Origin of the sequence: Salinivibrio sp. MA440 (assembly GCF_001996265.1) — a bacterium.
GTDB classification, from domain to species: domain Bacteria; phylum Pseudomonadota; class Gammaproteobacteria; order Enterobacterales; family Vibrionaceae; genus Salinivibrio; species Salinivibrio costicola.
This window is the reverse complement of the sequence record NZ_MUFI01000035.1, coordinates 1-24,286: the sequence shown is the minus strand read 5'-3', so window position 1 is coordinate 24,286 and position 24,286 is coordinate 1. Positions and strand designations below refer to the sequence as shown.

25 protein-coding genes are annotated in these 24,286 nt (G+C 49.3%); 17 read left to right on the top strand and 8 right to left on the bottom strand.

The annotated features are described in order from the left end of the window. Window positions 1-122: 122 nt before the first annotated feature. On the top strand, window positions 123-1,670 hold the full coding sequence (locus tag BZG80_RS11400; RefSeq protein WP_077679378.1) for an alanine/glycine:cation symporter family protein: 1,548 nt from the start codon (window positions 123-125) through the stop codon (window positions 1,668-1,670). 92 nt (window positions 1,671-1,762) lie between these two features. Here BZG80_RS11400 and BZG80_RS11395 read toward each other — a convergent pair whose 3' ends face one another. Further along, complete coding sequence (locus BZG80_RS11395; RefSeq protein ID WP_241824098.1) at window positions 1,763-2,461, bottom strand: oxidative stress defense protein; 699 nt, start codon at window positions 2,459-2,461, stop codon at window positions 1,763-1,765. 303 nt (window positions 2,462-2,764) lie between these two features. On the opposite strand from BZG80_RS11395, the gene BZG80_RS11390 reads away from it, so the two are divergent. Next, window positions 2,765-3,355 carry a LysE/ArgO family amino acid transporter gene (locus BZG80_RS11390; RefSeq protein WP_051109689.1) on the top strand — a complete coding sequence of 197 codons (591 nt, stop codon included), beginning with the start codon at window positions 2,765-2,767 and terminating at the stop codon, window positions 3,353-3,355. A 60-nt stretch (window positions 3,356-3,415) separates the two neighbouring features. Here the strand turns inward: BZG80_RS11390 and mscS are convergent, their stop codons facing one another. From mscS to BZG80_RS11365, 5 genes are all read right to left on the bottom strand, one after another. After that, window positions 3,416-4,273 (bottom strand): small-conductance mechanosensitive channel MscS, encoded by an 858-nt coding sequence (gene mscS, locus BZG80_RS11385; RefSeq protein WP_021023331.1) that lies wholly within the window; start codon window positions 4,271-4,273, stop codon window positions 3,416-3,418. Between the two features lie 168 nt (window positions 4,274-4,441). Further along, window positions 4,442-5,518 (bottom strand): class II fructose-bisphosphate aldolase, encoded by a 1,077-nt coding sequence (gene fbaA / locus BZG80_RS11380; RefSeq protein WP_021024526.1) that lies wholly within the window; start codon window positions 5,516-5,518, stop codon window positions 4,442-4,444. A 154-nt stretch (window positions 5,519-5,672) separates the two neighbouring features. Then, complete coding sequence (locus BZG80_RS11375; RefSeq protein ID WP_077461745.1) at window positions 5,673-6,839, bottom strand: phosphoglycerate kinase; 1,167 nt, start codon at window positions 6,837-6,839, stop codon at window positions 5,673-5,675. Between the two features lie 68 nt (window positions 6,840-6,907). Next, complete coding sequence (gene epd / locus BZG80_RS11370; protein ID WP_025744720.1) at window positions 6,908-7,915, bottom strand: erythrose-4-phosphate dehydrogenase; 1,008 nt, start codon at window positions 7,913-7,915, stop codon at window positions 6,908-6,910. Between the two features lie 196 nt (window positions 7,916-8,111). Further along, window positions 8,112-10,067, bottom strand: a complete 1,956-nt coding sequence (locus BZG80_RS11365) for a ligand-gated channel protein (protein ID WP_077679377.1) — start codon at window positions 10,065-10,067, stop codon at window positions 8,112-8,114. A 168-nt stretch (window positions 10,068-10,235) separates the two neighbouring features. On the opposite strand from BZG80_RS11365, the gene BZG80_RS11360 reads away from it, so the two are divergent. The 7 genes from BZG80_RS11360 to ruvX all read left to right on the top strand — a co-directional run bounded on the left by BZG80_RS11360 (window position 10,236) and on the right by ruvX (window position 15,976). Next, complete coding sequence (locus tag BZG80_RS11360; protein WP_077679376.1) at window positions 10,236-11,156, top strand: LysR family transcriptional regulator; 921 nt, start codon at window positions 10,236-10,238, stop codon at window positions 11,154-11,156. Between the two features lie 178 nt (window positions 11,157-11,334). After that, window positions 11,335-12,489 carry a methionine adenosyltransferase gene (gene metK / locus BZG80_RS11355; RefSeq protein WP_077679375.1) on the top strand — a complete coding sequence of 385 codons (1,155 nt, stop codon included), beginning with the start codon at window positions 11,335-11,337 and terminating at the stop codon, window positions 12,487-12,489. 72 nt (window positions 12,490-12,561) lie between these two features. After that, the gene (locus tag BZG80_RS11350) at window positions 12,562-13,065 is read left to right on the top strand and encodes a SprT family zinc-dependent metalloprotease (protein WP_077461749.1); all 504 of its coding nucleotides are present in this window, start codon (window positions 12,562-12,564) and stop codon (window positions 13,063-13,065) included. Window positions 13,066-13,184: 119 nt separating this feature from the next. Then, window positions 13,185-13,916 (top strand): 16S rRNA (uracil(1498)-N(3))-methyltransferase, encoded by a 732-nt coding sequence (gene rsmE, locus BZG80_RS11345; RefSeq protein ID WP_021024533.1) that lies wholly within the window; start codon window positions 13,185-13,187, stop codon window positions 13,914-13,916. Between the two features lie 17 nt (window positions 13,917-13,933). Continuing rightward, window positions 13,934-14,878 carry a glutathione synthase gene (gshB, locus tag BZG80_RS11340; RefSeq protein ID WP_077679374.1) on the top strand — a complete coding sequence of 315 codons (945 nt, stop codon included), beginning with the start codon at window positions 13,934-13,936 and terminating at the stop codon, window positions 14,876-14,878. 88 nt (window positions 14,879-14,966) lie between these two features. Beyond that, window positions 14,967-15,533: a YqgE/AlgH family protein gene (locus BZG80_RS11335; RefSeq protein ID WP_021024535.1), complete on the top strand. Its 567-nt coding sequence runs from the start codon at window positions 14,967-14,969 to the stop codon at window positions 15,531-15,533. Beyond that, a complete protein-coding gene (gene ruvX / locus BZG80_RS11330) occupies window positions 15,530-15,976 on the top strand; it encodes a Holliday junction resolvase RuvX (RefSeq protein WP_021024536.1) in 447 nt (148 codons plus the stop codon). The genes BZG80_RS11335 and ruvX overlap by 4 nt, the downstream gene beginning before the upstream one ends. Here the strand turns inward: ruvX and BZG80_RS11325 are convergent. Further along, a complete protein-coding gene (locus BZG80_RS11325; RefSeq protein ID WP_021024537.1) occupies window positions 15,921-16,958 on the bottom strand; it encodes a type IV pilus twitching motility protein PilT in 1,038 nt (345 codons plus the stop codon). The two genes, ruvX and BZG80_RS11325, sit on opposite strands and share 56 nt — an antisense overlap. A gap of 23 nt (window positions 16,959-16,981) precedes the next feature. Between BZG80_RS11325 and BZG80_RS15790 the strand changes: the two genes are divergently transcribed. From BZG80_RS15790 to rsmC, 8 genes are all read left to right on the top strand, one after another. Then, window positions 16,982-17,683 carry a YggS family pyridoxal phosphate-dependent enzyme gene (locus tag BZG80_RS15790; RefSeq protein WP_108744120.1) on the top strand — a complete coding sequence of 234 codons (702 nt, stop codon included), beginning with the start codon at window positions 16,982-16,984 and terminating at the stop codon, window positions 17,681-17,683. 42 nt (window positions 17,684-17,725) lie between these two features. Beyond that, on the top strand, window positions 17,726-18,544 hold the full coding sequence (gene proC, locus BZG80_RS15785; protein WP_077461753.1) for a pyrroline-5-carboxylate reductase: 819 nt from the start codon (window positions 17,726-17,728) through the stop codon (window positions 18,542-18,544). A gap of 16 nt (window positions 18,545-18,560) precedes the next feature. Next, on the top strand, window positions 18,561-19,139 hold the full coding sequence (locus tag BZG80_RS11315) for a YggT family protein (RefSeq protein WP_077679373.1): 579 nt from the start codon (window positions 18,561-18,563) through the stop codon (window positions 19,137-19,139). A gap of 174 nt (window positions 19,140-19,313) precedes the next feature. Continuing rightward, window positions 19,314-19,754: a DUF4426 domain-containing protein gene (locus BZG80_RS11310; protein ID WP_077679372.1), complete on the top strand. Its 441-nt coding sequence runs from the start codon at window positions 19,314-19,316 to the stop codon at window positions 19,752-19,754. 28 nt (window positions 19,755-19,782) lie between these two features. Further along, window positions 19,783-20,379 carry an RdgB/HAM1 family non-canonical purine NTP pyrophosphatase gene (gene rdgB, locus BZG80_RS11305; protein ID WP_077461755.1) on the top strand — a complete coding sequence of 199 codons (597 nt, stop codon included), beginning with the start codon at window positions 19,783-19,785 and terminating at the stop codon, window positions 20,377-20,379. A 3-nt stretch (window positions 20,380-20,382) separates the two neighbouring features. Beyond that, entirely contained in the window at window positions 20,383-21,534 is a 1,152-nt protein-coding gene (hemW, locus tag BZG80_RS11300) for a radical SAM family heme chaperone HemW (protein ID WP_077679371.1), read from the top strand. 90 nt (window positions 21,535-21,624) lie between these two features. After that, window positions 21,625-22,710, top strand: a complete 1,086-nt coding sequence (locus BZG80_RS11295; protein WP_077679370.1) for an AI-2E family transporter — start codon at window positions 21,625-21,627, stop codon at window positions 22,708-22,710. Between the two features lie 107 nt (window positions 22,711-22,817). Next, complete coding sequence (gene rsmC / locus BZG80_RS11290; RefSeq protein WP_021024545.1) at window positions 22,818-23,843, top strand: 16S rRNA (guanine(1207)-N(2))-methyltransferase RsmC; 1,026 nt, start codon at window positions 22,818-22,820, stop codon at window positions 23,841-23,843. A gap of 246 nt (window positions 23,844-24,089) precedes the next feature. On the opposite strand, the gene BZG80_RS16030 is transcribed toward rsmC, so the two are convergent. Continuing rightward, window positions 24,090-24,286, bottom strand: a 197-nt coding sequence (locus BZG80_RS16030) for a hypothetical protein (RefSeq protein WP_206744403.1), incomplete at its 5' end; no start/stop codon positions are given.

Here is a 24,286-nt window from a genome sequence, read left to right as displayed (position 1 = left end):
TCAATTTCACACATCACGCAATGCAATGACACAAAATATTAACAATTGAGCTGCAAATCAGTTTAAGATGCTAGCCGCGATTACAATAAAACATGATGCAAACACAGTAGAAGGAACTCACTATGCAATCGTTTGTCGATTTCTTAAATAGCATCATATGGAGCCCAGTGCTGATCTACACCTGCCTAGGTGCAGGACTGTTCTACTCCATATTGACACGTTTTGTGCAAGTCCGTCATTTCTCCGAGATGTGGCGACTGCTTTTTTCTGGGAAAAGTTCGGAAAAAGGGATCTCTTCATTCCAAGCGCTCGCCGTTTCCCTTTCTGGTCGTGTCGGTACCGGTAATATTGCCGGTGTGGCAGCAGCGATCGGTTTTGGCGGTCCAGGCGCTGTTTTTTGGATGTGGGTTGTTGCCTTCTTAGGGGCAGCAACGGCATTCACCGAGTCAACCCTAGCGCAGATTTATAAAGAAGAAGACAACGGTGAGTTCCGCGGTGGGCCAGCGTATTATATTGAAAAAGCGATGGGGCAAAAATGGTATGCCATTCTTTTTGCACTCGCGACACTCCTCGCTTGTGGCGTCATGTTGCCGGGCGTACAGTCGAATGCCATTGGTAATGCCGTTGAAACCGCCTTTGGCTCAGGTGCTATGGTTGATACCGCCATGTTTGGCGCACTCGAGGTGTCTAAAATCATCACCGGCGCCTTTATTTCTGTCGTACTGGGTTTCATTATTTTTGGTGGTGTGAAGCGTATCGCCCACTTTACCCAGATCGTCGTGCCATTTATGGCGCTGGCGTACATTATTATCGCCTTCGTCATCATTTTGCTCAACATCAGCGAAGTACCTACCGTGTTTGCCATGATTGTTGGCGATGCCTTCACACCAATGGCCGGTGCTGGCGCAGCAATCGGTTGGGGGGTGAAACGTGGGGTTTACTCTAACGAAGCCGGTCAGGGAACAGGCCCTCATGCCGCCGCTGCTGCGAACGTTGAGCACCCAGCTCAGCAAGGTTTGGTGCAGTCGTTCTCCGTGTATATTGATACGCTATTGGTCTGTTCAGCCACCGCATTTATGATCATCATTACCGGTGCTTACAATGTGCACGGTGCCGGTGACGCCTTTATCGTACAAAACTTAGCCTCATCGGTGGCAGCCAATAGCCCTGAGTTTACTCAGCTTGCCATTGAAGCGGCGATGCCTGGACTGGGCAAACCCTTTATCGCGTTTGCACTTTTCTTCTTCGCCTTTACTACCATTCTTGCCTACTACTACATTGCGGAAACCAACATTGCGTACCTACGTCGCACGTTTAAAGTGCCTGGTATGATGTTTGTACTGAAACTGGTGCTGATGTCCGCGGTATTCTATGGTTGTGTTCGTAGTGCTAACCTCGCTTGGGCATTTGGTGACGCTGGCGTTGGCTTAATGGCTTGGCTCAACATTGTCGGTATCATCATCATCTTCTTCATGTCCAAACCGGCGATGAAGGCGTTGAAAGACTATGAAGAGCAGCAAGCCCAAGGGGTTGAAACTTACACCTTTGATCCCGTCAAACTGGGGATCACAAATGCTGACTACTGGGAGCAGCGCTTGGCGCGTCGCAATGGTACTCAGGACAGCCAAGCAACAGATGCAGATGGAAAGCCGATTAATCCAACCGCGTAATCCATCCTAAAGCGATAAAATACAGGGCGCCTTAGAGGGCGCCCTTTTTTATGGGTATAGCGGTAATGCCGTGCGCATTACGTATTACAGGCTTAGTCTTCTAAACGAAAAATAATATCGACTTGATCGCGTATCTGCATAGTCGCATCCTGATAGGTCGCTGCCACTTCAGCACTGTCACTACGCATTTGTGCGTTCATCATCACCGGGCGCGGATGACTTGAGCGGTAGCGCACTTGCCAAACGCCATCAATGCGCATCCCCAGGCTTTTAGCCAAGGCATCTGCTTTATCTTTTGCGTCGTTAACAGCAGCCTCGCGCGCCTTGTCTTTAAGCGCCAACTGTTCGCTACTGGTTAGCTGTACCTGTCGGATACGGTTGATCCCCTCCCCCAACGCACCATCTAGCACTGCATTCAATTTGTCTAGCTGATTTAGCGTCACCGTCACCTGTCGTTCGGCACGATAACCTATCAGTTCAGGCGCTTTGTCTTTTGTGTGTTGATAACGTGGAGATAGCTGGATATGGGCGCTCTCTATCTGATCACGTTTCACACCTTGTTTTGCCAGCCGTTCGATAAAAGCAGCAACCGCTTTATCTGATGCGCTTTTTGCTGCTTTGGCGGTTTTTCGCTCAGTGACCACGCCAACATCAATATTGGCCATATCAGGCGCTGCCGTGATTTCCCCAACACCTGTGATCTCTAAATGAGGAAAATCGATGTTGGCCATCACCGCCGGGGAAATAACCAACGCGCCGGTGAGCCATATTATTGCTTTAAACTTACGCATCATCTCTCCTTTTATGGATTCAAAATATCATGAGGTTACAGGTCAGACTCTTTTATCAGCGAAAGACTCCCTCGCTTAGGTCAAGTTTATGTTAAAACCCGATCAACGCCATTTATGACTCGGCACAAACCTGTGTGTGATCGGCAATTTCTCTTCTTGCCCCCGTATCCGTTACATGATGAAGAAAATTCGGTTCCCTTTCCGGGTCGCTCTGCTTAAAGTGAGGGGAATGACACGAGATAAAAGGAATAGACCGTGAGCAGTTTTTTAGTCGCACTTCAAGGCTTAGGATTAAGTCTCACCATGATTATCCCCATTGGCGCGCAAAACGCCTATGTGATTAACCAAGGGATCAGCCGTGAACACCATATGATCACTGCATCCATTTGCTTTGTCTGCGATATTGTCTTGATCTCGACAGGTATCTTCGGTGGAGGCGCTTTATTAGCGAGCTATCCTTTATTGCTGAATACGATAACTATCGCTGGCATCGCGTTTCTCAGTGTGTATGCGTGGCAGTTTATACAAAGTGCGCGTCAGCAACATCAGGAAGACGACTTAACAGTACCGAGCATGAGCCGCGGGCGCCGAGCAGTGATCATTGGTGCGCTTGCGGTGACCTTGCTTAACCCGCATGTTTACCTTGATACCGTGGTGGTGTTAGGGGCGATTGGCGGCCAGTTTGCATTCGATGAGCGAATTGCCTTTACGATCGGCGCGCTGATGGGGTCATGTTTATGGTTTTATGGCTTATCCGCAGGAGCTGCCCGCTTATCGCCTTGGCTGTCGACGCCATCGATACGTCGATTACTCGACCTGTTAATGGCCAGTATGATGATCTTTGTTGCCGGCAAACTGGCGTTCGGTCTTTATGCACGCTTGCTCGCCAGTTAAGCCATGGGAATGGATGCGGCACACTTACCGCACCCATACCAGTGAAAACCAATAGACTGCTTACGCTTGGCTCTCACCGCGCTCGAAATGAACACTCATTTGCGGGAAAGGGATTTCAATACCGTTTGCGTCCAGCGCTTCTTTGATGGTCGGCAGGAGCTCAAAATACACACTCCAGTAATCTTCTGTTTTCACCCAAGGTCGAACGACGAAGTTCACCGATGAGTCGGCCAATGTCATCACCGCCACATTAGGCTCAGGATCTTTTAGAATAAGCGGATGCTGCGTCACAATATCGGTTAACACCGCTTTGGTTTTCTTCAAATCCGCGCTGTACGCCACACCAATGGTTAAATCAATGCGACGTGTCGCATGCTTAGAATAGTTAGTGATAGGGCTGCTGATCACTGAACCATTCGGCACCACCACCATTTTGTTGTCAGGGGTAGTCAGCACGGTAGAGAAAATTTGTATCGACTCGACAGAGCCTGCAACACCTGCCAGCTCGACATAATCCCCTGATTTAAAGGGGCGAAACATCACAATCAAGACGCCAGCGGCAAAGTTAGCTAACGATCCTTGTAAGGCCAAACCGACGGCTAAACCAGCAGCACCAAGAATCGCAATCACAGAAGCGGTTTGTACGCCAACACGGCTGAGTGCCGCAATCAGCACGATGATAAAAAGCAAGTATCGAACCAAGCCATGGATGAACTCAACCACCGCATTGTCCATATTACGCTTGCGCATCACTCCCGCCATGGAATTGGCGAGCCCTTTTACCACCATGTTACCGATCACTAAAATCAATAATGCTGAGACAATATTGACCCCATATTGAATCAATAAATCTTGGTTGTTGGTGAGCCATGTTTGTGCCCACTTCGCCCCTTCTACCACCGTGTTCTCTTCACTCATTCCTTTTTCCCTCTATGATTGGAATAAATCATAACCTAATAGTAACAGGCTTTTACCCTCCGCTGTCTATCTTCGCGTCTTCGTTCAGTGAACGCGGCATCACCATATATAAAAAAAGCCCGCCAAATATGGCGGGCTCATGTCTTCTTGTGCTATCAGTACTGTAACTTACAGTACGTCAACCGCGTTAAGATCTTTAAAGGCTTGCTCAAGACGTGCAACCATTGATTCTTGACCTTTACGCAACCATACGCGTGGATCGTAGAATTTTTTGTTTGGCTGATCATCACCTTTCGGGTTACCGATTTGGCTTTGCAGATAACCTTCGTTGTCTTGATAATACTGACGGATACCATCCCATGTTGCCCACTGGGTATCGGTATCGATGTTCATTTTGATCACGCCATAGCCAATAGACTCTTGAATCTGCGCTTCTGAAGAGCCCGAACCGCCATGGAAGACGAAGTTTAGGCCATTGGTCGGTAGACCAAATTTCTCTGAGCAGTAAGCTTGTGATTCACGTAGGATTTCTGGCTTAAGTACCACGTTACCTGGCTTATAAACACCGTGAACGTTACCGAATGAAGCGGCAATGGTGAAGCGAGGGCTTACAGCAGACAGTTTTTCGTATGCGTACGCCACTTCTTCTGGCTTGGTGTAAAGGTCAGCGGTATCAACATCGCTGTTATCCACGCCGTCTTCTTCACCACCAGTAATGCCCAGTTCGATTTCCAGCGTCATGCCCATTTTGTCCATGCGCGCCAGGTATTCGGCACAGATTTCCATGTTCTCTTCCAGTGACTCTTCAGACAGGTCAATCATGTGAGAAGAGAACAGTGGCTTGCCGTGTTCTTTAAAGAAAGCTTCACCGGCATCAAGCAGACCGTCGATCCACGGTAGCAGTTTTTTCGCTGCGTGGTCAGTATGCATAATCACTGGCACACCATACACTTCAGCCATCGCGTGAACGTATTTCGCACCGGCAACAGCGCCTTTAATTTGCGCTTCTTGACCGTCTAGCTTCAGGCCTTTGCCTGGGAAGAAGCCTGCACCACCGTTAGAGAATTGAATAACCACTGGCGCTTTTACTTTCGCCGCAGCTTCCATTACAGCATTGATAGAGTCAGTGTTTACAACGTTAACCGCTGGCAACGCGAACTTGTTCTCTTTAGCAACTTCAAATACTTTCTGAACATCATCGCCAGAGATAACGCCAGGTTTTACAAAATCAAAAACTTTAGACATGGCTCTTGTCCTATTAAATCGGGTTGTCTTTGCTGAACTGAGTAAAGATGCGCATCGGCACCCTTATCAATACGGTGCAATCGTTTACGACTCGGCCTATTGTAGTCAAACGAAAGCAAAAACGGGAGACATCACTCCCGTTTTATCGTCGGATTTATGCGTCTTTCGCACGCGCTTCCAGCATTTCTACCGCTGGAAGTGGTTTGCCTTCAACAAACTCAAGGAAGGCGCCGCCGCCGGTTGAGATGTAAGACACATCGGCTTTAATGCCAAATTTATCAATTGCAGCCAAGGTATCACCACCGCCTGCAACCGAGAAGCCTTCAGACTCAGCGATTGCTTTTGAAATCCCTGCAGTGCCTGCTTCGAAGTTCTTAAACTCGAAAACACCCACTGGGCCATTCCAAAGAATGGTTTTGGCATTTTTCAAGATGTCAGCCAGTGCTTGGGTAGATTCTGGCCCTAAGTCGAAGATCATGTCATCGTCTTGCACGTCTTCAACACGCTTGATTTCAGCCTCTGCATTTTCATCAAACGCTTTGGCACACGCAACGTCGGTCGCAACAGGGATATGGCACTCTTCCATCAAAGATTTCGCCGTATCCACCAAATCTGCTTCATAAAGCGATTTGCCCACATTGTGGCCGTCCGCTGCAATAAAGGTGTTGGCAATACCACCACCGACAACCAGTTGGTCTGCAACGGTAGACAGTGATTTCAAAACGGTCAGTTTGGTCGACACTTTTGATCCACCCACAATCGCCACCATTGGGCGAGCAGGGTTATCCATTGCTTTACCAAGCGCGTCTAGTTCGTTCGCCAGTAATGGTCCGGCACATGCGATCGGTGCATGCGTGCCCACACCATGGGTTGATGCTTGCGCGCGGTGCGCAGTACCAAAGGCGTCCATCACAAAAATATCGCACAGTGCGGCGTACTTTTTAGACAGTGCTTCGTCGTTCTTCTTCTCGCCTTTATTAAAGCGAACGTTTTCTAGCACGACGAGCTCACCGGCGTTCAGTTCAAGACCGTCTAAGTAATCTTTAGCCAGGCTAACGTTGCAGTCTAGCGCGTCGTCAAGATAGTTCACGACAGGTTGCAGTGAGTATTGGTCTTCAGGTTGTCCTTCTTCAGGACGCCCCAAGTGAGAGGTCACCATCACTTTCGCACCGGCTTCTAAGCAGTGTTTGATGGTAGGCAATGACGCCAAAATACGTGCGTCAGAGGTAACTTTACCGTCTTTTACCGGCACGTTCAGATCCGCACGGATAAAGACACGCTTTCCGGCAAGATCTAAGTCGGTCATCTTAATTACAGACATAGGGTCCTCTCTATAAGGTTGCAAATTGAAACTGACTTAATCAGGGCGACCCCCTTGCGTTAACGCGCTCATTGCGCCATCGCCAAGGTGGTATCCAACATTCGGTTGGCAAAGCCCCACTCGTTGTCGCACCAAACCAACGTTTTTATCAGCTGATGATTACTCACCCGCGTTTGCGACCCATCGACAATGGCACTGTGTGAGTCGTGGTTGAAGTCTATCGACACCAAGGGCGCTTCGGTATAATCCAGTATACCGTCTAATGTACATCGAGATGCGGTTTGCAGAGCTTGATTTACGTCATTAACTTTCACTTTAGTACGTACAGTGACACTTAAATCCATAGCTGTCACGTTTATCGTCGGCACACGCACAGAAATCGCTTCGAACTTGTCAGAAAATTTCGGAAAAATCCTACCGATCCCAACATGTAATTTGGTATCGACAGGAATGATAGACTGGCTAGCCGTGCGTGTGCGACGAAGATCGGAATGGTAGGCATCGATCACCTGCTGATCATTCATTGAAGAGTGAATGGTGGTGATGGTGCCAGACTCAATACCAAAGTGCTCATCCAGCGCTTTAATCACCGGCACAATGCAGTTTGTGGTACAAGAGCCATTGGAGACAATACGATCGTCTGTCGTCAATGCCTCGTGATTGACGCCATATATCACGGTTCGGTCGACATCTTGGCTCGCAGGGTGTGAAAACAAGACTTTTTTAGCGCCAGCGGCAATGTGTGCTTCGCCGTCTTCACGGGTACCAAATTTACCCGTACAGTCTAAGACAATATCGACATCAAGATCACGCCAAGGTAACAGTTGTAATTCCGGTAAGTGAAGAAGGCGAATGCTGTCGGTGGCGACAAACAAATGTTCTTGATTGTAAGAAACAGGCCAACCGAATCGACCGTGGCTCGAGTCATACTGGAGCAGATGCGCCATCGCTTCCGGCTCGGCGAGTTCATTAATCGCCACCACTTGAATGCGATCGTGCTTACCGCTCTCGTACAGGGCACGCAATACGCTGCGCCCTATGCGGCCAAATCCATTAATTGCGACTCTGAGTGCCATGTCCATCGGTGCTTGTTTGACGATGGTACACAGTGTATCTCAAGCACGTAAAAGACGCACGTATTGTGTGAGTCTTCTCACGCGAGTTGAGAACAAAGCGTAGTAAAAAAAACGCCCGTCCGGTGAAAGTCCGAGACGGGCGTGGCAGTGTGATGGCGGCTGCAATCGATGCAGCAAGACCATCCTTTATTGTGACTTAGAAGCTGATATTCATGCCTAACCAATATCGGCGCTCATCACTGATATAGCCGTAATCCTCATAATCACGTTCTTTGTCTAATAGATTATAAACCGCACCTTGAAGCTCAATGGCGTCGCTGAGCTGATAGTTCATCCCAGCGTCCACCAAGGTGTAGCTCGGCTCTATATTGCTTCGAGAGGATGGACCTTCAACAGGATCCATTTCTTCGCCACGGTAGGTCGCGCTGACCCAAGGGCTCAACCGCTCGGTGGCTTGCCAGTTTACTTCGCCATACGCGAGCTGCTGAGGAATTTGATTCAGAGGTTGACCTTTATACGCACCGGTCTTCTGCTCCGAATCGGTGTAGGTATAACTGGCGCTGATATCAATGGTGTCAGTCACGGGAGCAGATACATTGGCCTCTATGCCTTGGGTAACGGCTTCATCAACATTGATTCGATAAGTTGGATCTGAGCCAAACCGATTGGGACCGTCGGTACACACGGAAGCCGGGCAGGTCACACGGGTGATCTTATCTTTAAAGTCATTATGGAATACTGTTAACGAGCCACTGACTCCGGTGTCGCCTTGATAGTTAATACTCACTTCTGAGTTCACAGACGTTTCAGGTTCCAGGTCGGCGTTACCATAGATATTACCGCCACGACTCACTTGCGCCCAATTCGGCGCAATTTCTCGCAGTTGTGGTGAACGGAATCCGGTCGCGACCCCACCCTTCACTATCCAGCTATCGGTGAGCTGATAAACACCATACAGGCGTGGACTGGCGTGATAATCATAGTTTTCATCATGATCAACACGTAGGCCTAGCGTCACGCTAAATGGGTCAATCACTCGCCATTCATCCTCCACAAACAAGGCGGCCTGAGTATTGTCAATTTCAGTTTGGCTCGATGCTTGATTAGAGGAAAAGTCTTCCAGTTCGGCATGGGTCACCGAGCCGCCAACCGTCAAAGTGTGTGTGTCAAAATCACGGATCAGACGGGTTTTAAACTCGGTGTTGTTAATCGTCATCTCACGACTTTTATTGCGGCTTTGCTCGTGCTGTAGGTGTGAGTCTGACCAGCCCCACGTCCAATGCCCTTCATGGCCGAGCGCTACCGATTGTCGCCGATATTCATTATTGCTGTTTTCACAACCGCCTCGACAACCCTCGGTCGGCACGGTTTTACCCATTTGGCCATTGCGCTCTTGCGAGCTCGCGCCTAAGTCCAGGGTCCATTGTTGAAAATCGCTGGCATCATAGGTCAACGAGGTTGATAGGCTGCGTAAAGATTTATCCTCGTAACCGAAAGTAATGTCGTCTTCTTGACGTTGAACCGTTTGGCCCGATACCTTCATACCCAGCTTATCGCTTAGGGCGCCAGAAAGGTAAAAGTTGGCACTTTGTTCATCGCCTGATGCGCGTTTTTCTTGTAATAACGTACTCAGCTGCACATTACCGTGCCACTCTTGCTGGTTACGACGCGTAATAATGTTAATCACCCCACCAATGGCATCAGAGCCATACAATGTCGACATCGGCCCGCGAATCACCTCAATACGCTCAATCGCTTGCAAAGGCGGCAGCCAACCTTGCTCAATGCCGGGTCCGTCGCTATTTGGGCGTGTTTCACGACTGGTGGTACGCTTTCCATCCACCAGCATCAGGGTATATTTTGACCCCATACCGCGAATGCTTATATCCGTGGTATCGCCACCGCCTGTCACGACCACGCCAGGAATGCGTTTTAAGGCATCCGTGACATCTCGATAATAACGACCTTCTAGTTGGTCACGGCTAATCACACTGATACTTGCTGGCGCCTTTGCTGTGGCTTGCTCAAATCCTGAGGCCGTGATGACCATGGTTTCAGTATTTTGATCGACCGCTTCAGCCGCATGAATGGCACTTAAGGGGATACCGGCTAATACCATCCCAACTACGCAGGGACGAAGACAACTGGACATAATCAACTCCATTCTGTGATAATGATTATCGTTTATTAACTGATAATTATTCACATCTAAGTCAAGGCAACTAGTGGCAAAACAGGAACACTTCGTTCCAGTGATAGAACGACGTCATAGTCACCAAACGACAGGTGTGGACTTTCAACGGAATCAAAAAGGACGATTATGCAGGACTTCTCCTCTATTCGTGCATTTGTTGCTTTATGCCAACATCAAAGCCTAACGGCGGCCGCGAAAGCACTGGGACAGCCCAAATCAACTCTCAGTCGTCGTTTAGCGCAGCTCGAGACAGATATGGGGCAGTCACTGACACAACGGCAAGGAAACCGGCTAGTGTTAACCAAAGCAGGCGAGATATTCTCCCGTTACTGCCAACAAATGCTCGATTTGGTCGAGGAAAGTGAAGAAGCGATCCAAGGGTTAAATAATCACCTTCAAGGGCCAATTGACGTGATTTGCCACCCAGGCATGATGCGTGGATGGGCAGGGCCATCGATAAATGCCTTTTTAGCGCAACACCCCAAGGTTTCCATTACATTAACGAGTGACGTCAGCCCAGCGCGTATCCAGTCTGCGGATCTGATTATTTGGGCGGGCGATATGATACTGCCGATGAACTGTCGAGCTCATAAGCTAGGCACTTGGCAATATGGTATTTATGCTGCACCACACTACGTGGCACAACACGGCCCTTTTATGCATCCAAGCGCTTTGGACGGCCATCCATGGCTGGATGTTTTTGCCCTTCGGCGGCAAGGGTTGACGCTCCATAATCACGATAACACCTATCATTTAAGCGCCATGCCTAGCCGTTTCAATTGCGACATGATAGCGATCCAGTTAGATGCGATTGCAAATGGACAAGGTGTCGGGCTTCTGCCGACTTGGAGTGCAGCTGGCTATCAGAAACACCACCCTGATAAAATTATACGGTGTTTAGCGCAATGGCACTCAGCGCCGGTTCCATTACATCTTTATTGCAGTGCTGGCCGCCTTCCTCTGCGTGTCGAGTCACTCAAACATTGGCTGCAAGAAGCGGCTCCAACCGACTGGCAACCCGCAAGTTCGCCTCAAGCCGTCACCTAGAACAATACGATACGGCTCGCCTTTGCTATACCTAGAGAGGCCCCCTGATGCATTAACTGACTTGCGTTTATCGTATTTGCGAATAAAATAGACGTCTAGAAGTTAAAACATCTGAGATGATCGGCGAGACAACTCGCTACGTATCGTCGGTATTCTTGATAACCAATGAGAGTGTCACATGGCTAAGCACCTGTTTACCTCAGAGTCCGTCTCTGAAGGCCATCCTGATAAAATCGCCGATCAGATTTCTGATGCGGTCTTGGATGCCATTCTTGAGCAAGATCCCAAAGCGCGCGTTGCCTGCGAAACCTATGTGAAGACCGGAATGGTCATGGTAGGCGGGGAAGTGACGACCTCAGCCTGGGTTGATATTGAAGAGCTCACTCGCCAAACGGTACGCGATATTGGTTACGTCCATTCCGATATGGGTTTTGATGCCAATTCTTGTGCAGTATTGAACACCATTGGCAAGCAATCGCCTGATATAAACCAAGGCGTTGACCGCGCTGATCCCAAAGATCAAGGTGCCGGCGATCAAGGGATTATGTTTGGTTTTGCCACCAATGAAACCAATGTACTGATGCCAGCCCCTATTACTTACTCACACCGTTTGGTTGAGCGCCAAGCGCAAGTGCGTAAAGATGGCACCTTAGATTGGCTACGTCCTGATGCAAAAAGCCAGGTCACTTTCGCCTACGACAACGGCAAGATTGCGGGCATTGACGCCGTGGTGCTGTCAACACAGCATTGCGACAGCATTTCAACCGACGATCTCCGCGAAGCGGTCATGGAAGAAATTATCAAACCGGTTCTGCCTGCAGAATGGCTCACCAAAGAGACTAAATTCTTTATTAATCCAACGGGTCGCTTTGTGATTGGTGGCCCGATGGGAGACTGTGGTTTAACCGGCCGTAAAATTATCGTGGATACCTACGGTGGCGCAGCCCGTCACGGTGGCGGGGCATTCTCAGGCAAAGATCCATCAAAAGTGGATCGTTCTGCCGCCTACGCCGCACGTTATGTAGCGAAAAACATCGTCGCAGCTGGCCTTGCTGACCGCTGTGAGATTCAATTGTCGTACGCCATTGGTGTGGCCGAGCCAACGTCTATCATGGTCGAAACCTTTGGCACTGAAAAAGTGGCGCCAGAGGTGATTATTAAAGCTGTTCGTGAGCACTTCGATCTACGTCCGTATGGCCTACAAGAAATGCTCGACTTACTGCAACCTATTTATAAGCAAACTGCTGCGTATGGCCATTTTGGTCGTGAAATTTTCCCATGGGAGAAAACCGACAAAGCAGACCTATTGCGTGAATTTGCCAAGCTTGGTTAATCTGGCCTGATTCGCTTTTTACAAAGGGAAGCGTTCGCTTCCCTTTTTTGATCGCAGTGTGAGTCGACACCTATGCCTTCTCTGTCTAACACCTTGATACAATCGGTCACCGACCAGGTTCACGCCTGTATTGATCGTGCCAATCGGCAACTAGATCGCCAACTGGTTTATCCAACAATTGGCTTTACGTTACGAGGGCGCGCCGCAGGCACCGCGCATCCGACAGAATGGCGATTACGGTTTAATCCGGTATTGCTCCAGCAACACGCCGACGCTTTTTTTCATGAGGTGATCCCGCATGAAGTCTGTCATTTAGTCACGTTCGCGCTGCATGGGCGTGTCAAACCTCATGGTCCGGAATGGCGCGACCTAATGACTAACTTGTTTCATGTTCCAGCAAACACGACCCACCAGCTTGATATCACAGCGGTGCAAGGGAAAACCTTCTCGTACCAATGCCGTTGTGGGCCAGTGGCCTTAACGATACGCCGTCATCATAAAGTTCTGCGCGGCCAGGCAACCTATCGGTGCAAACAGTGCCAACAGATACTGACGCCGGTCAGCGAAAAACATTAGCTATTTGCTTTTCCGTTCACCGTCCCCATATTATTGACACGTTCCCGATTAACACATCACCTATTGCCACCGGTAGCCATGTTACACTGGAGGCTGATTGATAATGGAAAGCGAACACCATGCGAATTCCTCGAATTTATCACCCGGCGCCTTTACCATCTCAAGGTACGGTGACCTTAAGCGATGAAGCGGCAAATCATCTAGGCCGCGTATTAAGAATGCAAGCAGAGCAACCAATTCTGCTTTTTGATGGTTCTGGGGCGCAATTTCCAGCGACCTTGACACAAATCAGTAAGAAACACGTCACCGCAACCATCTCAGCCCGCGAAGAGGTCGGTGTTGAATCGCCACTAGATTTTGAACTGGGACAGGTTATTTCTCGTGGTGAGAAAATGGAATTTACCGTACAAAAATCGGTTGAGTTAGGGGTAAATACCATTACGCCACTTTTATCGGCGCGATGTGGGGTCAAGATCAATGCTGATCGACTGGAGAAAAAACGCCAACAATGGCAAAAAATAGCCATTGGCGCCTGCGAACAAAGTGGGCGCAATATCGTCCCCACCGTGAATCCCGTGATCAACCTAGACACTTGGTGCCAACAGGCATTTGATGGACTGAAACTCAACCTTCATCCTCGCGCACCGTATTCCCTCAATACACTTCCTCAAGCCCCTTCTAAGCTACGTTTGCTGATTGGGCCAGAAGGCGGATTGTCAGAAGAAGAAATAGCGATGACACGTGATCGTGGTTTTGAAGAAATTTTATTGGGCCCTCGGGTCTTACGCACAGAAACGGCAGCGCTGACAGCCATTACCGCGCTACAAGTCCGTTTTGGCGACCTGGGTTAACGGCAAACAGGAGAGACATGATGAAAATAGGTGTAGTGATGGATCCCATTGAGGCCATCAGTGTAAAAAAAGACTCCACGTTTGCCATGATGTTGGCGGCACAACAACGCGGCTGGGAAATACATACTATTTCGATGAATGATATGTCGATGCTGCAGGGTGAACCGAGTGCTCGCACCCAAACAGTGAGTGTCATGGATGATCCTAACAATTGGTATCAAGTGCACCAAACACAAACCCTACCGCTGCGCGCGTTTGATGCGATCTTGATGCGAAAAGATCCCCCCTTTGATACCGAGTATATCTATGCGACCTACATGCTAGAGCGCGCAGAAGAAGCCGGTGTTTTAATTGTGAACAAACCGCAAAGCCTCCGTGACTGTAACGAGAAACTCTATACCGCTTGGTTCCCTGAACACACACCCACCACCTTGGTGACACGACGTGCCGACGAGATTCGTGCATTCCAAGCCCAGCACGGTGATGTTATTTTGAAGCCGCTCGATGGCATGGGGGGCGCCTCTATTTTCCGGGTTAAACAAGGTGATCCGAATATTGGTGTGATCATTGAGACCCTTACTGAGCATGGCCAACGTTTTTGCATGGCACAAACCTTCGTCCCTGACATCAGCAATGGTGATAAGCGCATCTTAATTGTTGACGGCGAACCGGTGCCCTACTGTCTGGCCCGTATTCCAGCAAAAGGTGAAACGCGCGGTAATCTCGCCGCCGGTGGCCGTGGTGAAGCACGTCCTTTATCGGAGACGGATTGGGCAATTGCACGTGCAATCGCACCAACATTGAAAGAAAAAGGGCTGATCTTCGTTGGACTCGATGTGATCGGCGATAAGCTCACAGAAATCAATGTCACCAGTCCGACCTGTATTCGTGAAATTGACGCCGCGTATGATATTTCCGTAGGCGACATCCTGATGGAAGCGATCGCCCAACGCTGCCAATAAAAAATGAGGCGCATTGCGCCTCTATGATTGTCTAAATACACATTTTTTGCGCATACTCAACGTAAGCGTACGAACAGGAGACGGCGATATGGATCTGAAAAATCATTTTTTAATCGCAATGCCGAGCATGGCCGATAGCCGTTTTCAACAGGGTGTTATCTACGTGTGTGAGCATAATCATGACGGTGCCATGGGGTTAATGATCAATCACCCTATTAACTTGTCCGTGGGTAAAATGCTGGACCAAATAGAGGTAGAGCGCGACGTGCCGCTTTCCAAAACAACCGAAAGTCTGACCCAATCCGTTTTATTTGGCGGGCCGGTGTCTGAAGATCGAGGATTTGTGCTGCATCCGGCCAATTGTTCGTATGGCACCAGTGTGCCCGTATCGGATCAATTAGCCGTGACCACCTCAAAAGATATCTTATCGATTCTCGGGACCGAGCAACAGCCAGAGCAATTTTTGGTGGCCTTGGGTTATGCAGGCTGGGAGGCCGGACAGCTTGAACAAGAGTTAGCCGAAAATAGTTGGCTCACACTGGAGGCCGATCCCAGCGTAATTTTTGATACCCCTGTTCACCAACGTTGGCAAAAAGCGCTCGACCAACTCGGCATTGACGCCGCCAACCTTTCTTCACAAGTAGGACACGCATGAACGCACAAACCGTGATGGGTTTTGATTACGGGGTAAAAAGCATTGGCGTTGCCATCGGTCAGTCGTTAACCGGCACCGCTCGCCCTTTATGCGCTTTGAAAGCGCGCGATGGTATTCCTAACTGGGATGACATTGATGCCCTATTAAAAGAATGGCAACCTGATTATTTAGTGGTTGGGCTGCCATTAGATTTACAAGGTGAACCTCTCGATACCATTACACCCAGAGCGAAAAAATTTGCCAATCGCTTACATGGGCGCTTTGGTTTTCCGGTCTCGTTACATGATGAGCGCCTATCAACACGCGAAGCCCGCGCAGCACTTTTTGAACAAGGCGGCTACAAAGCCTTAGGTAAGGGAGCTGTTGACGCCCAGTCAGCCGTTGTGATTATTGAAAGCTGGTTTGAGCGCCAATATGCTGAGCCGTTTCACGCCTCGGAATAACCCCTTGGTCGGTCAGCCGTGTTATCGCCTGCTCCATAGTTTGCATCCCCTGGGCGACGCCTGTTTGCATCATGGAGGTCATCTGCGCCACCTTGTCTTCACGGATAAGGTTAGCAATCGCAGGGGTGGCTTTCATAATTTCATACGCAGCGACCCGTCGGCCCTGAGTGTTTTTGACGAGCTGCTGCGATACTACCGCCTGCAAAGAGGCAGACAACATAGAGCGAACCAAGGGCTTATCACTCCCTGGAAACACATCGATAATCCGGTCAACGCTTTTCGCCGCACTCGCGGTATGTAACGTGGCAAAGACTAAATGGCCAGTTTCTGCGGCCGTCAATGCTAAGCTTATCGTCTCTAAGTCTCGTAGCTCGCCGACCAGAATCACATCTGGATCCTCCCGTAAGGCCGAACGCAGCGCCTGCTGAAAGGATTGCGTATCACGATTCACTTCCCGCTGATTCACTAAGCTTTGTTGCGGCGAGTGAATGAACTCGATCGGATCTTCAATAGTAAGAATATGCTTTTGTTGATGACGATTAATATGATCAACCATCGCTGCCAACGTCGTTGATTTGCCCGATCCCGTCGGCCCAGTCACGAGTACCAGCCCCTGAGTGAGCGACGCGAGCTCTGTTAAGACAGAAGGCGCGTTTAACACTTCTAAGGTTGGCAGCGCCTCTGGGATAACCCGAAACACCGCCGCGCACCCATGTTGCTGATGAAAAGCGTTCACCCGAAACCGGCCAACCGAGGCCAGCTCAAACGAAAAATCCACCTCCCATTCGGTTACAAACGTTTGGCGTTGTTCGGGATTCATCACAGCGATAATCAATTGCTCGACCGCTTGATGATTGAGCGCAGGTAGACTGAGCTTGCGCACATCGCCATCTACCCGCACCATAGGCGGCACGCCCGCAGAAAGATGTAGATCTGACGCACGATGCTTTACACTAAAGGCCAATAGCTCAGTAATTTCCATTCATTTTCCTCGTAGAATCAGGTATGTGTAATATTAAGCAGAATATTGAACAGGTCAGGGAACAAATAGACCTCGCCACCCAAAAATGCGGCCGACCCGATCATTCGGTGCAGTTGCTTGCGGTGAGTAAAACAAAACCCGTCGAGGCGATCGCAGAGGCCGTGGCCGCAGGTCAAACCGCATTTGGCGAAAACTACGTGCAGGAAGGCGTTGAAAAAGTGGAGCACTTTGCCACACATGCCCCAAACACAAAGATTGAGTGGCACTTTATTGGTCCAATTCAGTCGAACAAAACGCGCTTGATCGCCAGCCACTTTGATTGGGTCCACTCAGTCGATCGGTTAAAAATTGCTAAACGTCTGAGTGAGCAACGTCCCGCGCATTTGCCGCCACTCAACGTTTTAGTACAAGTGAATACCAGCGGTGAGGCGTCTAAATCAGGCATAACACTGGATGAAGCCATGAATTTGATTGAATCAATGCGGGCTTTACCCAACCTCACCGTGCGAGGATTCATGTCGATCCCTCAACCGGAAACAGATTATCAGCGCCAATGTGCCGCGTTTGAGCCTTTAGCGACCGCGTTTGATTCGCTCCACGCACACACGCCGACTATTGATACCTTATCGATGGGTATGAGCGGTGATATGGCAGCTGCCATTGCATGTGGCAGTACCATGGTAAGAATCGGCACCGCCGTTTTTGGTGCACGTGATTATCGCTAACGACACCGACACAGAATGATCAGAACAACAGGAACCGAATACATGGAACATCGCCCTCTCACCTTTATTGGGGCTGGCAACATGGCTCGATCCATCATTGCCGGACTCGTGGATGCAGGATATCCCGCCTCAGCCATTACAGCCGCGTCACCCAGCGCGCATCCTAACGATGTGCTGACAACGCAATACGGGATCCAAACCACCACAAACAACCTTCTTGCTTGCCAACAAGCGGAAGTGATCGTTTTAGCGGTAAAACCCCAATTAATGGCAAAAGTATTAAGCGACTTGCCAGCGGTCGATTGGTCGTCGAAAATGGTGATCTCAATAGCGGCTGGCATCAATGTTGCCCGTCTTAATCAAATGGCTGGTACGTCACTTAATCTGGTGCGCGTGATGCCGAATACACCTTCGCTGGTGGGTAAAGGCATGAGCGGCCTGTACGCATCACCGGGTGTGACGACGGGTGATCAAGACTATGCCTCCGCGCTGATGAAAGCGGTGGGTGAAGTCTGCTGGGTCGATAATGAGGCGAGTATCAATGGTGTGATTGCGGCTGCAGGCAGTGCGCCGGCCTATTTTTTCCGCTTTATGGAAGCCATGCAGCAAGAAGCCATTCGCCAAGGTTTTACTGACCAGCAAGCAAGGGCGTTGGTACAACAAGCCGCACTGGGAGCGGCAGAAATGGTGGCCGCGAACCCAGACACCACGCTTGGAGAACTACGCGAGCAGGTGACTTCAAAAGGAGGAACCACCGCAGAAGCGTTGCAAGTATTCGAGCAGCACAATATTAGCGACATAGTCGCACAGGCCATGCAGGCGGCGGTGAGCCGTGCTGAGCAAATGGAACAAGAATTTTAATCACTAAGGCGACGATATGAATGCAATGACCTTTCTGATCAACACCGCGTTTGATCTTTACATCATGGTGGTGTTACTCCGTATATGGCTACAATGGTCTCGGGCCGATTTTTATAACCCGTTCTCTCAATTTGTGGTGAAGGCGACCCAGCCTGTTGTGGGTCCACTGCGCCGGATGGTTCCCGCGCTCGGTGGATTAGATCTCGCGACCGTACTCTTTGCTTATCTGCTGATGGTCGCTAAATTTGTGGCACTGGATATCATCACAGGCGGTGCACTAACAGTCAACTCAGGACTGTTCGTCTTTCCTGCCATTGCGCTGATCAAAGCAGCCGGTAAACTGCTGTTTTGGGTGCTGATCCTACGTGCCATTCTCAGCTGGGTAAGCCAAGGCAATAACCCTGTAGAGCAAGTATTCCATCAATTAACCGAACCGGTTTGCGCCCCAGTGCGTCGCATCCTCCCTCCTATCGGTGGACTGGATCTCAGTATTTTGGTGATCTTTATCGGTCTGCAATTTATCAATATGTTAATTGGCGATATGGTAGGGCTTGATTGGCTAGATCCATTGAGAGCTTATCTAACAAGCCGCTAATTGGCTAGCAATATAGGAAAGCCTGTTTGGTAGGTGCTGTAAGTCAATAGCCCACAAGGGCGTATTGAATTCGCTCACACAAGTAATTCAAGCTAACGGGTACCTCAGCAGTACGGCGGATCGTACTCAGGCACCCGTATGTATTGATACCTTACTTTATTACAAGGAATGATTATGCGTCAGATAATAGCAGCGCTCAGCATGGTATTGAGTTTGCTTATTACTCCAGCTTGGGCGGGCCAGTTTAAAGAAATCGGCGAATTAGAGGTGCACTACAACACCTTATCAACGACGTTTTTAACCCCTGACATCGCCAAGCAATATGATATTACCCGCAGCGGCTATCGCGGGTTGGTTAATATCGCGGTTCTCGACACCATGCAGCTTGGAAAACCGGCGATTGCCGCCAAGGTCCAAGGCCAAGTCAAAAACTTGGTGGGTAACAGTCGAGAGCTAGATTTTACCGAGATCCGCGAAGGCGACGCGATTTATTACATTGCGACCTTTGCCGCTGATGATGAGGAAACCTATCAATTCCAGATTGATCTCAACGCAGCGGGCAATCGCAGTGCCTCCTTCGACTACAATTACACGTTTTACGTCGATACCCCTTAACAGGGTGACAAACACATAGGTAACCGACATGAATAAAGTTGTGCTGGCAACCGGCAATGCAGGCAAAGTAAAAGAAATGGCCGGGCTACTCGGCGAATTTGGTTTTGAGGTTCTGCCGCAAAGTGATTTTGCGGTGACAGAAGCTGACGAAACAGGGACCACTTTTATTGAAAATGCCATCATTAAAGCCCGCCACGCGGCGAAACTGACCGGGCTTCCAGCCATCGCCGATGATTCAGGCCTTGAGGTAGATGCGCTAAAAGGCGCACCTGGCGTCTATTCAGCTCGCTATGCTGGCGATGACGCCAATGATGCCGATAATGTCGCCAAGCTACTCGACGCAATGCATGATACTGATACCCATGCACGCCAAGCACGTTTTCATTGCGTATTGGTGTACATGCGCCACGCGAATGATCCGACGCCATTGGTCTGTCATGGCGTTTGGGAAGGTCAAATTGCCCATGCACCACAAGGTGACAACGGCTTTGGCTACGATCCAGTATTTTTGCCCCATGATCAGCAATGCACCGCTGCCGAAATGCCTGCGTCAGAGAAAAAACAACGCTCACATCGCGGTCAAGCCCTCAACGCCCTATTTCAAGCCTTAAAAGCGTCGCAATAACCCATGATCCCATTAAGTTTGTATGTACACATCCCGTGGTGTGTACAAAAATGCCCGTATTGTGACTTTAACTCACACACGCAAAAAGGCGCGATCCCAGAAGACGATTATATCGATGCGTTGCTCGACGATCTCGACACCGACCTGGCCGCTTATCCCTCAATAGTCACGCGTCCACTGCACTCTATTTTTATCGGTGGCGGCACACCCAGCCTGATGTCGCCCGCTCAGATTGAGCGTTTGCTCGCCGGGATCAATACGCGACTGACCCCGAGTAACAATATGGAAGTCACCATGGAGGCCAACCCGGGCACCGTCGAGGCGGATAAATTTATTGGCTATCGCCAAGCGGGCGTGACTCGTATATCCATTGGCGTACAAAGCTTTTCTGCCGATAAGCTTACCCGGCTAGGCCGTATTCATGGCCCCGGAGAGGCAGAACGGGCAGCTCACCTTGCCCACCAAGCGAGACTGACGAGTTTTAATCTCGATCTGATGCATGGTTTGCCCGATCAATCCGAACAAGAAGCACTCAGCGATTTGGAGCAAGCCATTGCACTGAAGCCGCCGCATATTTCTTGGTATCAACTGACTATCGAGCCTAATACTCAGTTTTACTCTAAGCCGCCCACTCTGCCAGAAGAAGACACCTTGTGGGACATCTTTGATCAAGGCCATCAACGACTGACCGATGCGGGATATGTGCAGTACGAGACCTCCGCCTATAGCCTGCCAGGCCACCAATGTGCACATAACCTCAACTACTGGCGTTTTGGGGATTATTTAGGAATTGGCTGCGGCGCACATGGCAAACTGACCTTGTTAGAGCATGACCAACCTCGTTTACTTCGTACCGTCAAAGTGAAACACCCACGTGGCTACCTCGATCCAGACAAAGCCTACCTCACCGACAGCCAGTGGGTAAAACATACCGATCTTGCGTTTGAGTTTTTTATGAACCGTTTTCGCTTGCTCGAGCCCTGCCCCAAAGCTGATTTTGTCAGTCACACTGGGCTACCGCTGTCACATCTCGCCGCGCCTATCTCTCAAGCTTCTGAGCAAGGCTTAATCACAGAAACAAGCACCCATTGGCAAATCACGCCAAAAGGTAAATTATTTCTCAATGATCTGCTGGCCATTTTTTTAGCTGACTAATGCAACAAACGATGTGTTAAGGTGCCTATAAATTAGGCGCCGTTACATAAGGCGAGCCCAGTCATTCAACAAGCTAAAAAGGATATCTCTGTGACTCCGTCATTTCGCGTCGAGCCCAAGCATTGGACCTTAATTGCGGCCCTTATTATCGCCGTTTACGCCTGTTACCTTTTGATCGAGCCCTATATTGGTGCGATTGTGCTCGCCTTTATCGTGTCGTTGCTGTTCTTCCCCGTCCATAAACGCATCGAAGAAAAGATTGGTCAGCGACCCAATACTGCATCGGTCTTATCTTGCATTCTGATCACCTTTATCATCTTTATTCCACTCACTGTCGTGGCGGGTGCGATCATCGATCAAGGTGTGAGCTTTTTCACTCGTAGCTATGAATGGCTCAATAACGGCGGGGCCAGGCAACTGATCAATAACCCGCAGACACAATCAGCCTTACACTTTGTCAATCAGTGGCTACCGTTTGATGTCATCGACCCTCAAGAGACGGTTAAAAAACTGGCCGCGTGGATGTCCTCTTTTAGCGGTCAAATGCTTGAGTTCAGCTCTGGGGTACTGGGCGATGTCACTAACTTTTTTATCACCTTTATGCTGATGTTATTTGTGCTGTTCTTTTTACTGCGCGATCACGACAACATTATCCAAACACTGCGTCATGTTATCCCTTTGTCACGCAGCCAAGAAGACCAACTGCTTGATGAAGTGGAGAAAGTCGCCAAATCGGCTGTTCTCGGTTCATTCCTCACTGCTTTAGCACAAGGTGCTGCAGGCGGACTAGCGATGTGGGCAGTAGGCTTACCGGCCCTTTTTTGGGGCACCATGATGGCCTTTGCCTCTTTTATTCCTGTGATAGGGACAGCACTTATCTGGTTACCAACAGTGCTATATCTCGCAGTAATCGGTGACTGGCAGTGGGCGCTCGCGCTTTTAGTATGGAGCGTTGTGGTTGTCGGCTCCATTGATAATCTACTTCGCCCTTTTTTGATGCAGGGAAACTCTGGCATGAACACCCTGCTTATCTTTTTCTCATTGTTGGGCGGTTTGCACCTCTTTGGCTTAATGGGGTTAATTTACGGTCCGATTATTTTCTCATTAACATTGGTGTTATTCCGGATGTATGAGCTCGAGTTTGCACACTTCCTTGATCGCCAAGACAACGCCTAACCCGTTAAAGATTGGCCTGGTGCGTGCTTTGTGGGAAAATTCGACTCCCGACGCGCCAGGTTATTTCGGTGCGCTTTATTACCGTCGATAATGCAAAGAGAACAATCATGACCCTCACGGCCCCCAGTGAAATTGCTCAGCGTCACCTTCCGTTGTTTGATAATAAACACCTGCTGTTGGCAGGAGAGCTCGAAGATGACTTTGTCCAACAATTATCGCAACGTGCCGCAAGCGTCACTGTCTTTACGACGCATCACGGTTTCGCCACACGCCAGAAAAAAGCGTCGATTACTGTTCATGCAGGCGCGACGCTCGATATCGATCATCCCATCGATCTGGTCTTATTTTATTGGCCTAAAGCAAAAGCAGAAGCTGATTACTTACTCGCAATGTTGACACACGCATTGGGGAAAGAGGTTGATTGGATGGTAGTGGGTGAAAACCGTAGTGGCATCAAAAGCATTGAAAAACGCTTCGCTCCCTACGGGTCTATTAGCAAATACGATGCTGCGCGGCGCTGCAGTATGTATTACGGCACCTGCCACACCCCTGCGAGCTCTTTTTCGTTGGAAGCGTGGTTTACTGACTACCCATTAACCCTCGGCGAGACGTCACTGACCATTCGTGCGTTACCCGGCGTATTTAGCCAAAAAAGTTTAGATGACGGTACCGAGTTGTTGCTTCGTCATCTTCCGTCGATCAAAGGAAACGTATTAGACGTAGGTTGCGGCGCAGGCGTGATAGGTAGCTATATCCTTGCTACTTATCCTGATTGCCAAGTGACGCTTGTGGATGTTAATTACCTCGCCATTGCATCAAGCAAAGCCACACTTGCCGCTAACGGCTTAGATGGGCAAGTTTTACCTTCAGATATGCTTGATGGTGTTGAGGCGACATTTAATACTATCATTAGTAATCCCCCTTTCCATGATGGACTGGATACACGCTACTCACCAACCGAGTCTTTGTTACGTAACGTCCCCTCTCACCTCTCCAAAGGTGGCCAGCTCATTGTGGTGGCCAATAGTTTCTTACGCTATCCGCCGATAATTAAAGACAGTCTCGGACAGTGTGAATCGATCGCCAAGACTCGACGCTTCGCGGTCTATCACGCATATAAAACACGTGAGTAAGATCAGAGCAACGGGTTACCTTTAGCCGCTTTATTATCACCGCATTTATCATCACTAAAGTCTGCATTGAAGACTCATTACAACAAAAAGCCCTGACCGTCAGGCCAGGGCTTTATTGGTTTTTCATCAAAGATTAAAGATACAAAAAAGCCCCGACCGTTAGGTCAGGGCTTTGTATTTCTTTCTCATCAAAGTCTTACATATCATTGCTTTGATGCTTAAATGTTTGCTAACTAAAGCCTAATATTAAGCTCTAATTAGATTATCTTGTTTGATGCGATGAGGATTTTGAATCGAGACGCGCAGTGTATGCCAATACATGAGCATCGCAGATATCAAAAGCATCGAGCTATCAACAAGATAAGCAATGAGAGCCTGGCGATGTCCTACTCTCACATGGGGAGACCCCACACTACCATCGGCGCTGCTTCGTTTCACTACTG

Excerpts from the sequence above, each read along its gene's own strand:
- BZG80_RS11400 (WP_077679378.1), top strand. The coding sequence starts at position 123 with ATGCAATCGTTTGTCGATTTCTTAAATAGCATCATATGGAGCCCAGTG.
- BZG80_RS11395 (WP_241824098.1), bottom strand. The coding sequence starts at position 2,461 with ATGCGTAAGTTTAAAGCAATAATATGGCTCACCGGCGCGTTGGTTATT.
- BZG80_RS11390 (WP_051109689.1), top strand. The coding sequence starts at position 2,765 with ATGATTATCCCCATTGGCGCGCAAAACGCCTATGTGATTAACCAAGGG.
- mscS (WP_021023331.1), bottom strand. The coding sequence starts at position 4,273 with ATGAGTGAAGAGAACACGGTGGTAGAAGGGGCGAAGTGGGCACAAACA.
- fbaA (WP_021024526.1), bottom strand. The coding sequence starts at position 5,518 with ATGTCTAAAGTTTTTGATTTTGTAAAACCTGGCGTTATCTCTGGCGAT.
- BZG80_RS11375 (WP_077461745.1), bottom strand. The coding sequence starts at position 6,839 with ATGTCTGTAATTAAGATGACCGACTTAGATCTTGCCGGAAAGCGTGTC.
- epd (WP_025744720.1), bottom strand. The coding sequence starts at position 7,915 with ATGGCACTCAGAGTCGCAATTAATGGATTTGGCCGCATAGGGCGCAGC.
- BZG80_RS11365 (WP_077679377.1), bottom strand. The coding sequence starts at position 10,067 with ATGTCCAGTTGTCTTCGTCCCTGCGTAGTTGGGATGGTATTAGCCGGT.
- BZG80_RS11360 (WP_077679376.1), top strand. The coding sequence starts at position 10,236 with ATGCAGGACTTCTCCTCTATTCGTGCATTTGTTGCTTTATGCCAACAT.
- metK (WP_077679375.1), top strand. The coding sequence starts at position 11,335 with ATGGCTAAGCACCTGTTTACCTCAGAGTCCGTCTCTGAAGGCCATCCT.
- BZG80_RS11350 (WP_077461749.1), top strand. The coding sequence starts at position 12,562 with ATGCCTTCTCTGTCTAACACCTTGATACAATCGGTCACCGACCAGGTT.
- rsmE (WP_021024533.1), top strand. The coding sequence starts at position 13,185 with ATGCGAATTCCTCGAATTTATCACCCGGCGCCTTTACCATCTCAAGGT.
- gshB (WP_077679374.1), top strand. The coding sequence starts at position 13,934 with ATGATGAAAATAGGTGTAGTGATGGATCCCATTGAGGCCATCAGTGTA.
- BZG80_RS11335 (WP_021024535.1), top strand. The coding sequence starts at position 14,967 with ATGGATCTGAAAAATCATTTTTTAATCGCAATGCCGAGCATGGCCGAT.
- ruvX (WP_021024536.1), top strand. The coding sequence starts at position 15,530 with ATGAACGCACAAACCGTGATGGGTTTTGATTACGGGGTAAAAAGCATT.
- BZG80_RS11325 (WP_021024537.1), bottom strand. The coding sequence starts at position 16,958 with ATGGAAATTACTGAGCTATTGGCCTTTAGTGTAAAGCATCGTGCGTCA.
- BZG80_RS15790 (WP_108744120.1), top strand. The coding sequence starts at position 16,982 with ATGTGTAATATTAAGCAGAATATTGAACAGGTCAGGGAACAAATAGAC.
- proC (WP_077461753.1), top strand. The coding sequence starts at position 17,726 with ATGGAACATCGCCCTCTCACCTTTATTGGGGCTGGCAACATGGCTCGA.
- BZG80_RS11315 (WP_077679373.1), top strand. The coding sequence starts at position 18,561 with ATGAATGCAATGACCTTTCTGATCAACACCGCGTTTGATCTTTACATC.
- BZG80_RS11310 (WP_077679372.1), top strand. The coding sequence starts at position 19,314 with ATGCGTCAGATAATAGCAGCGCTCAGCATGGTATTGAGTTTGCTTATT.
- rdgB (WP_077461755.1), top strand. The coding sequence starts at position 19,783 with ATGAATAAAGTTGTGCTGGCAACCGGCAATGCAGGCAAAGTAAAAGAA.
- hemW (WP_077679371.1), top strand. The coding sequence starts at position 20,383 with ATGATCCCATTAAGTTTGTATGTACACATCCCGTGGTGTGTACAAAAA.
- rsmC (WP_021024545.1), top strand. The coding sequence starts at position 22,818 with ATGACCCTCACGGCCCCCAGTGAAATTGCTCAGCGTCACCTTCCGTTG.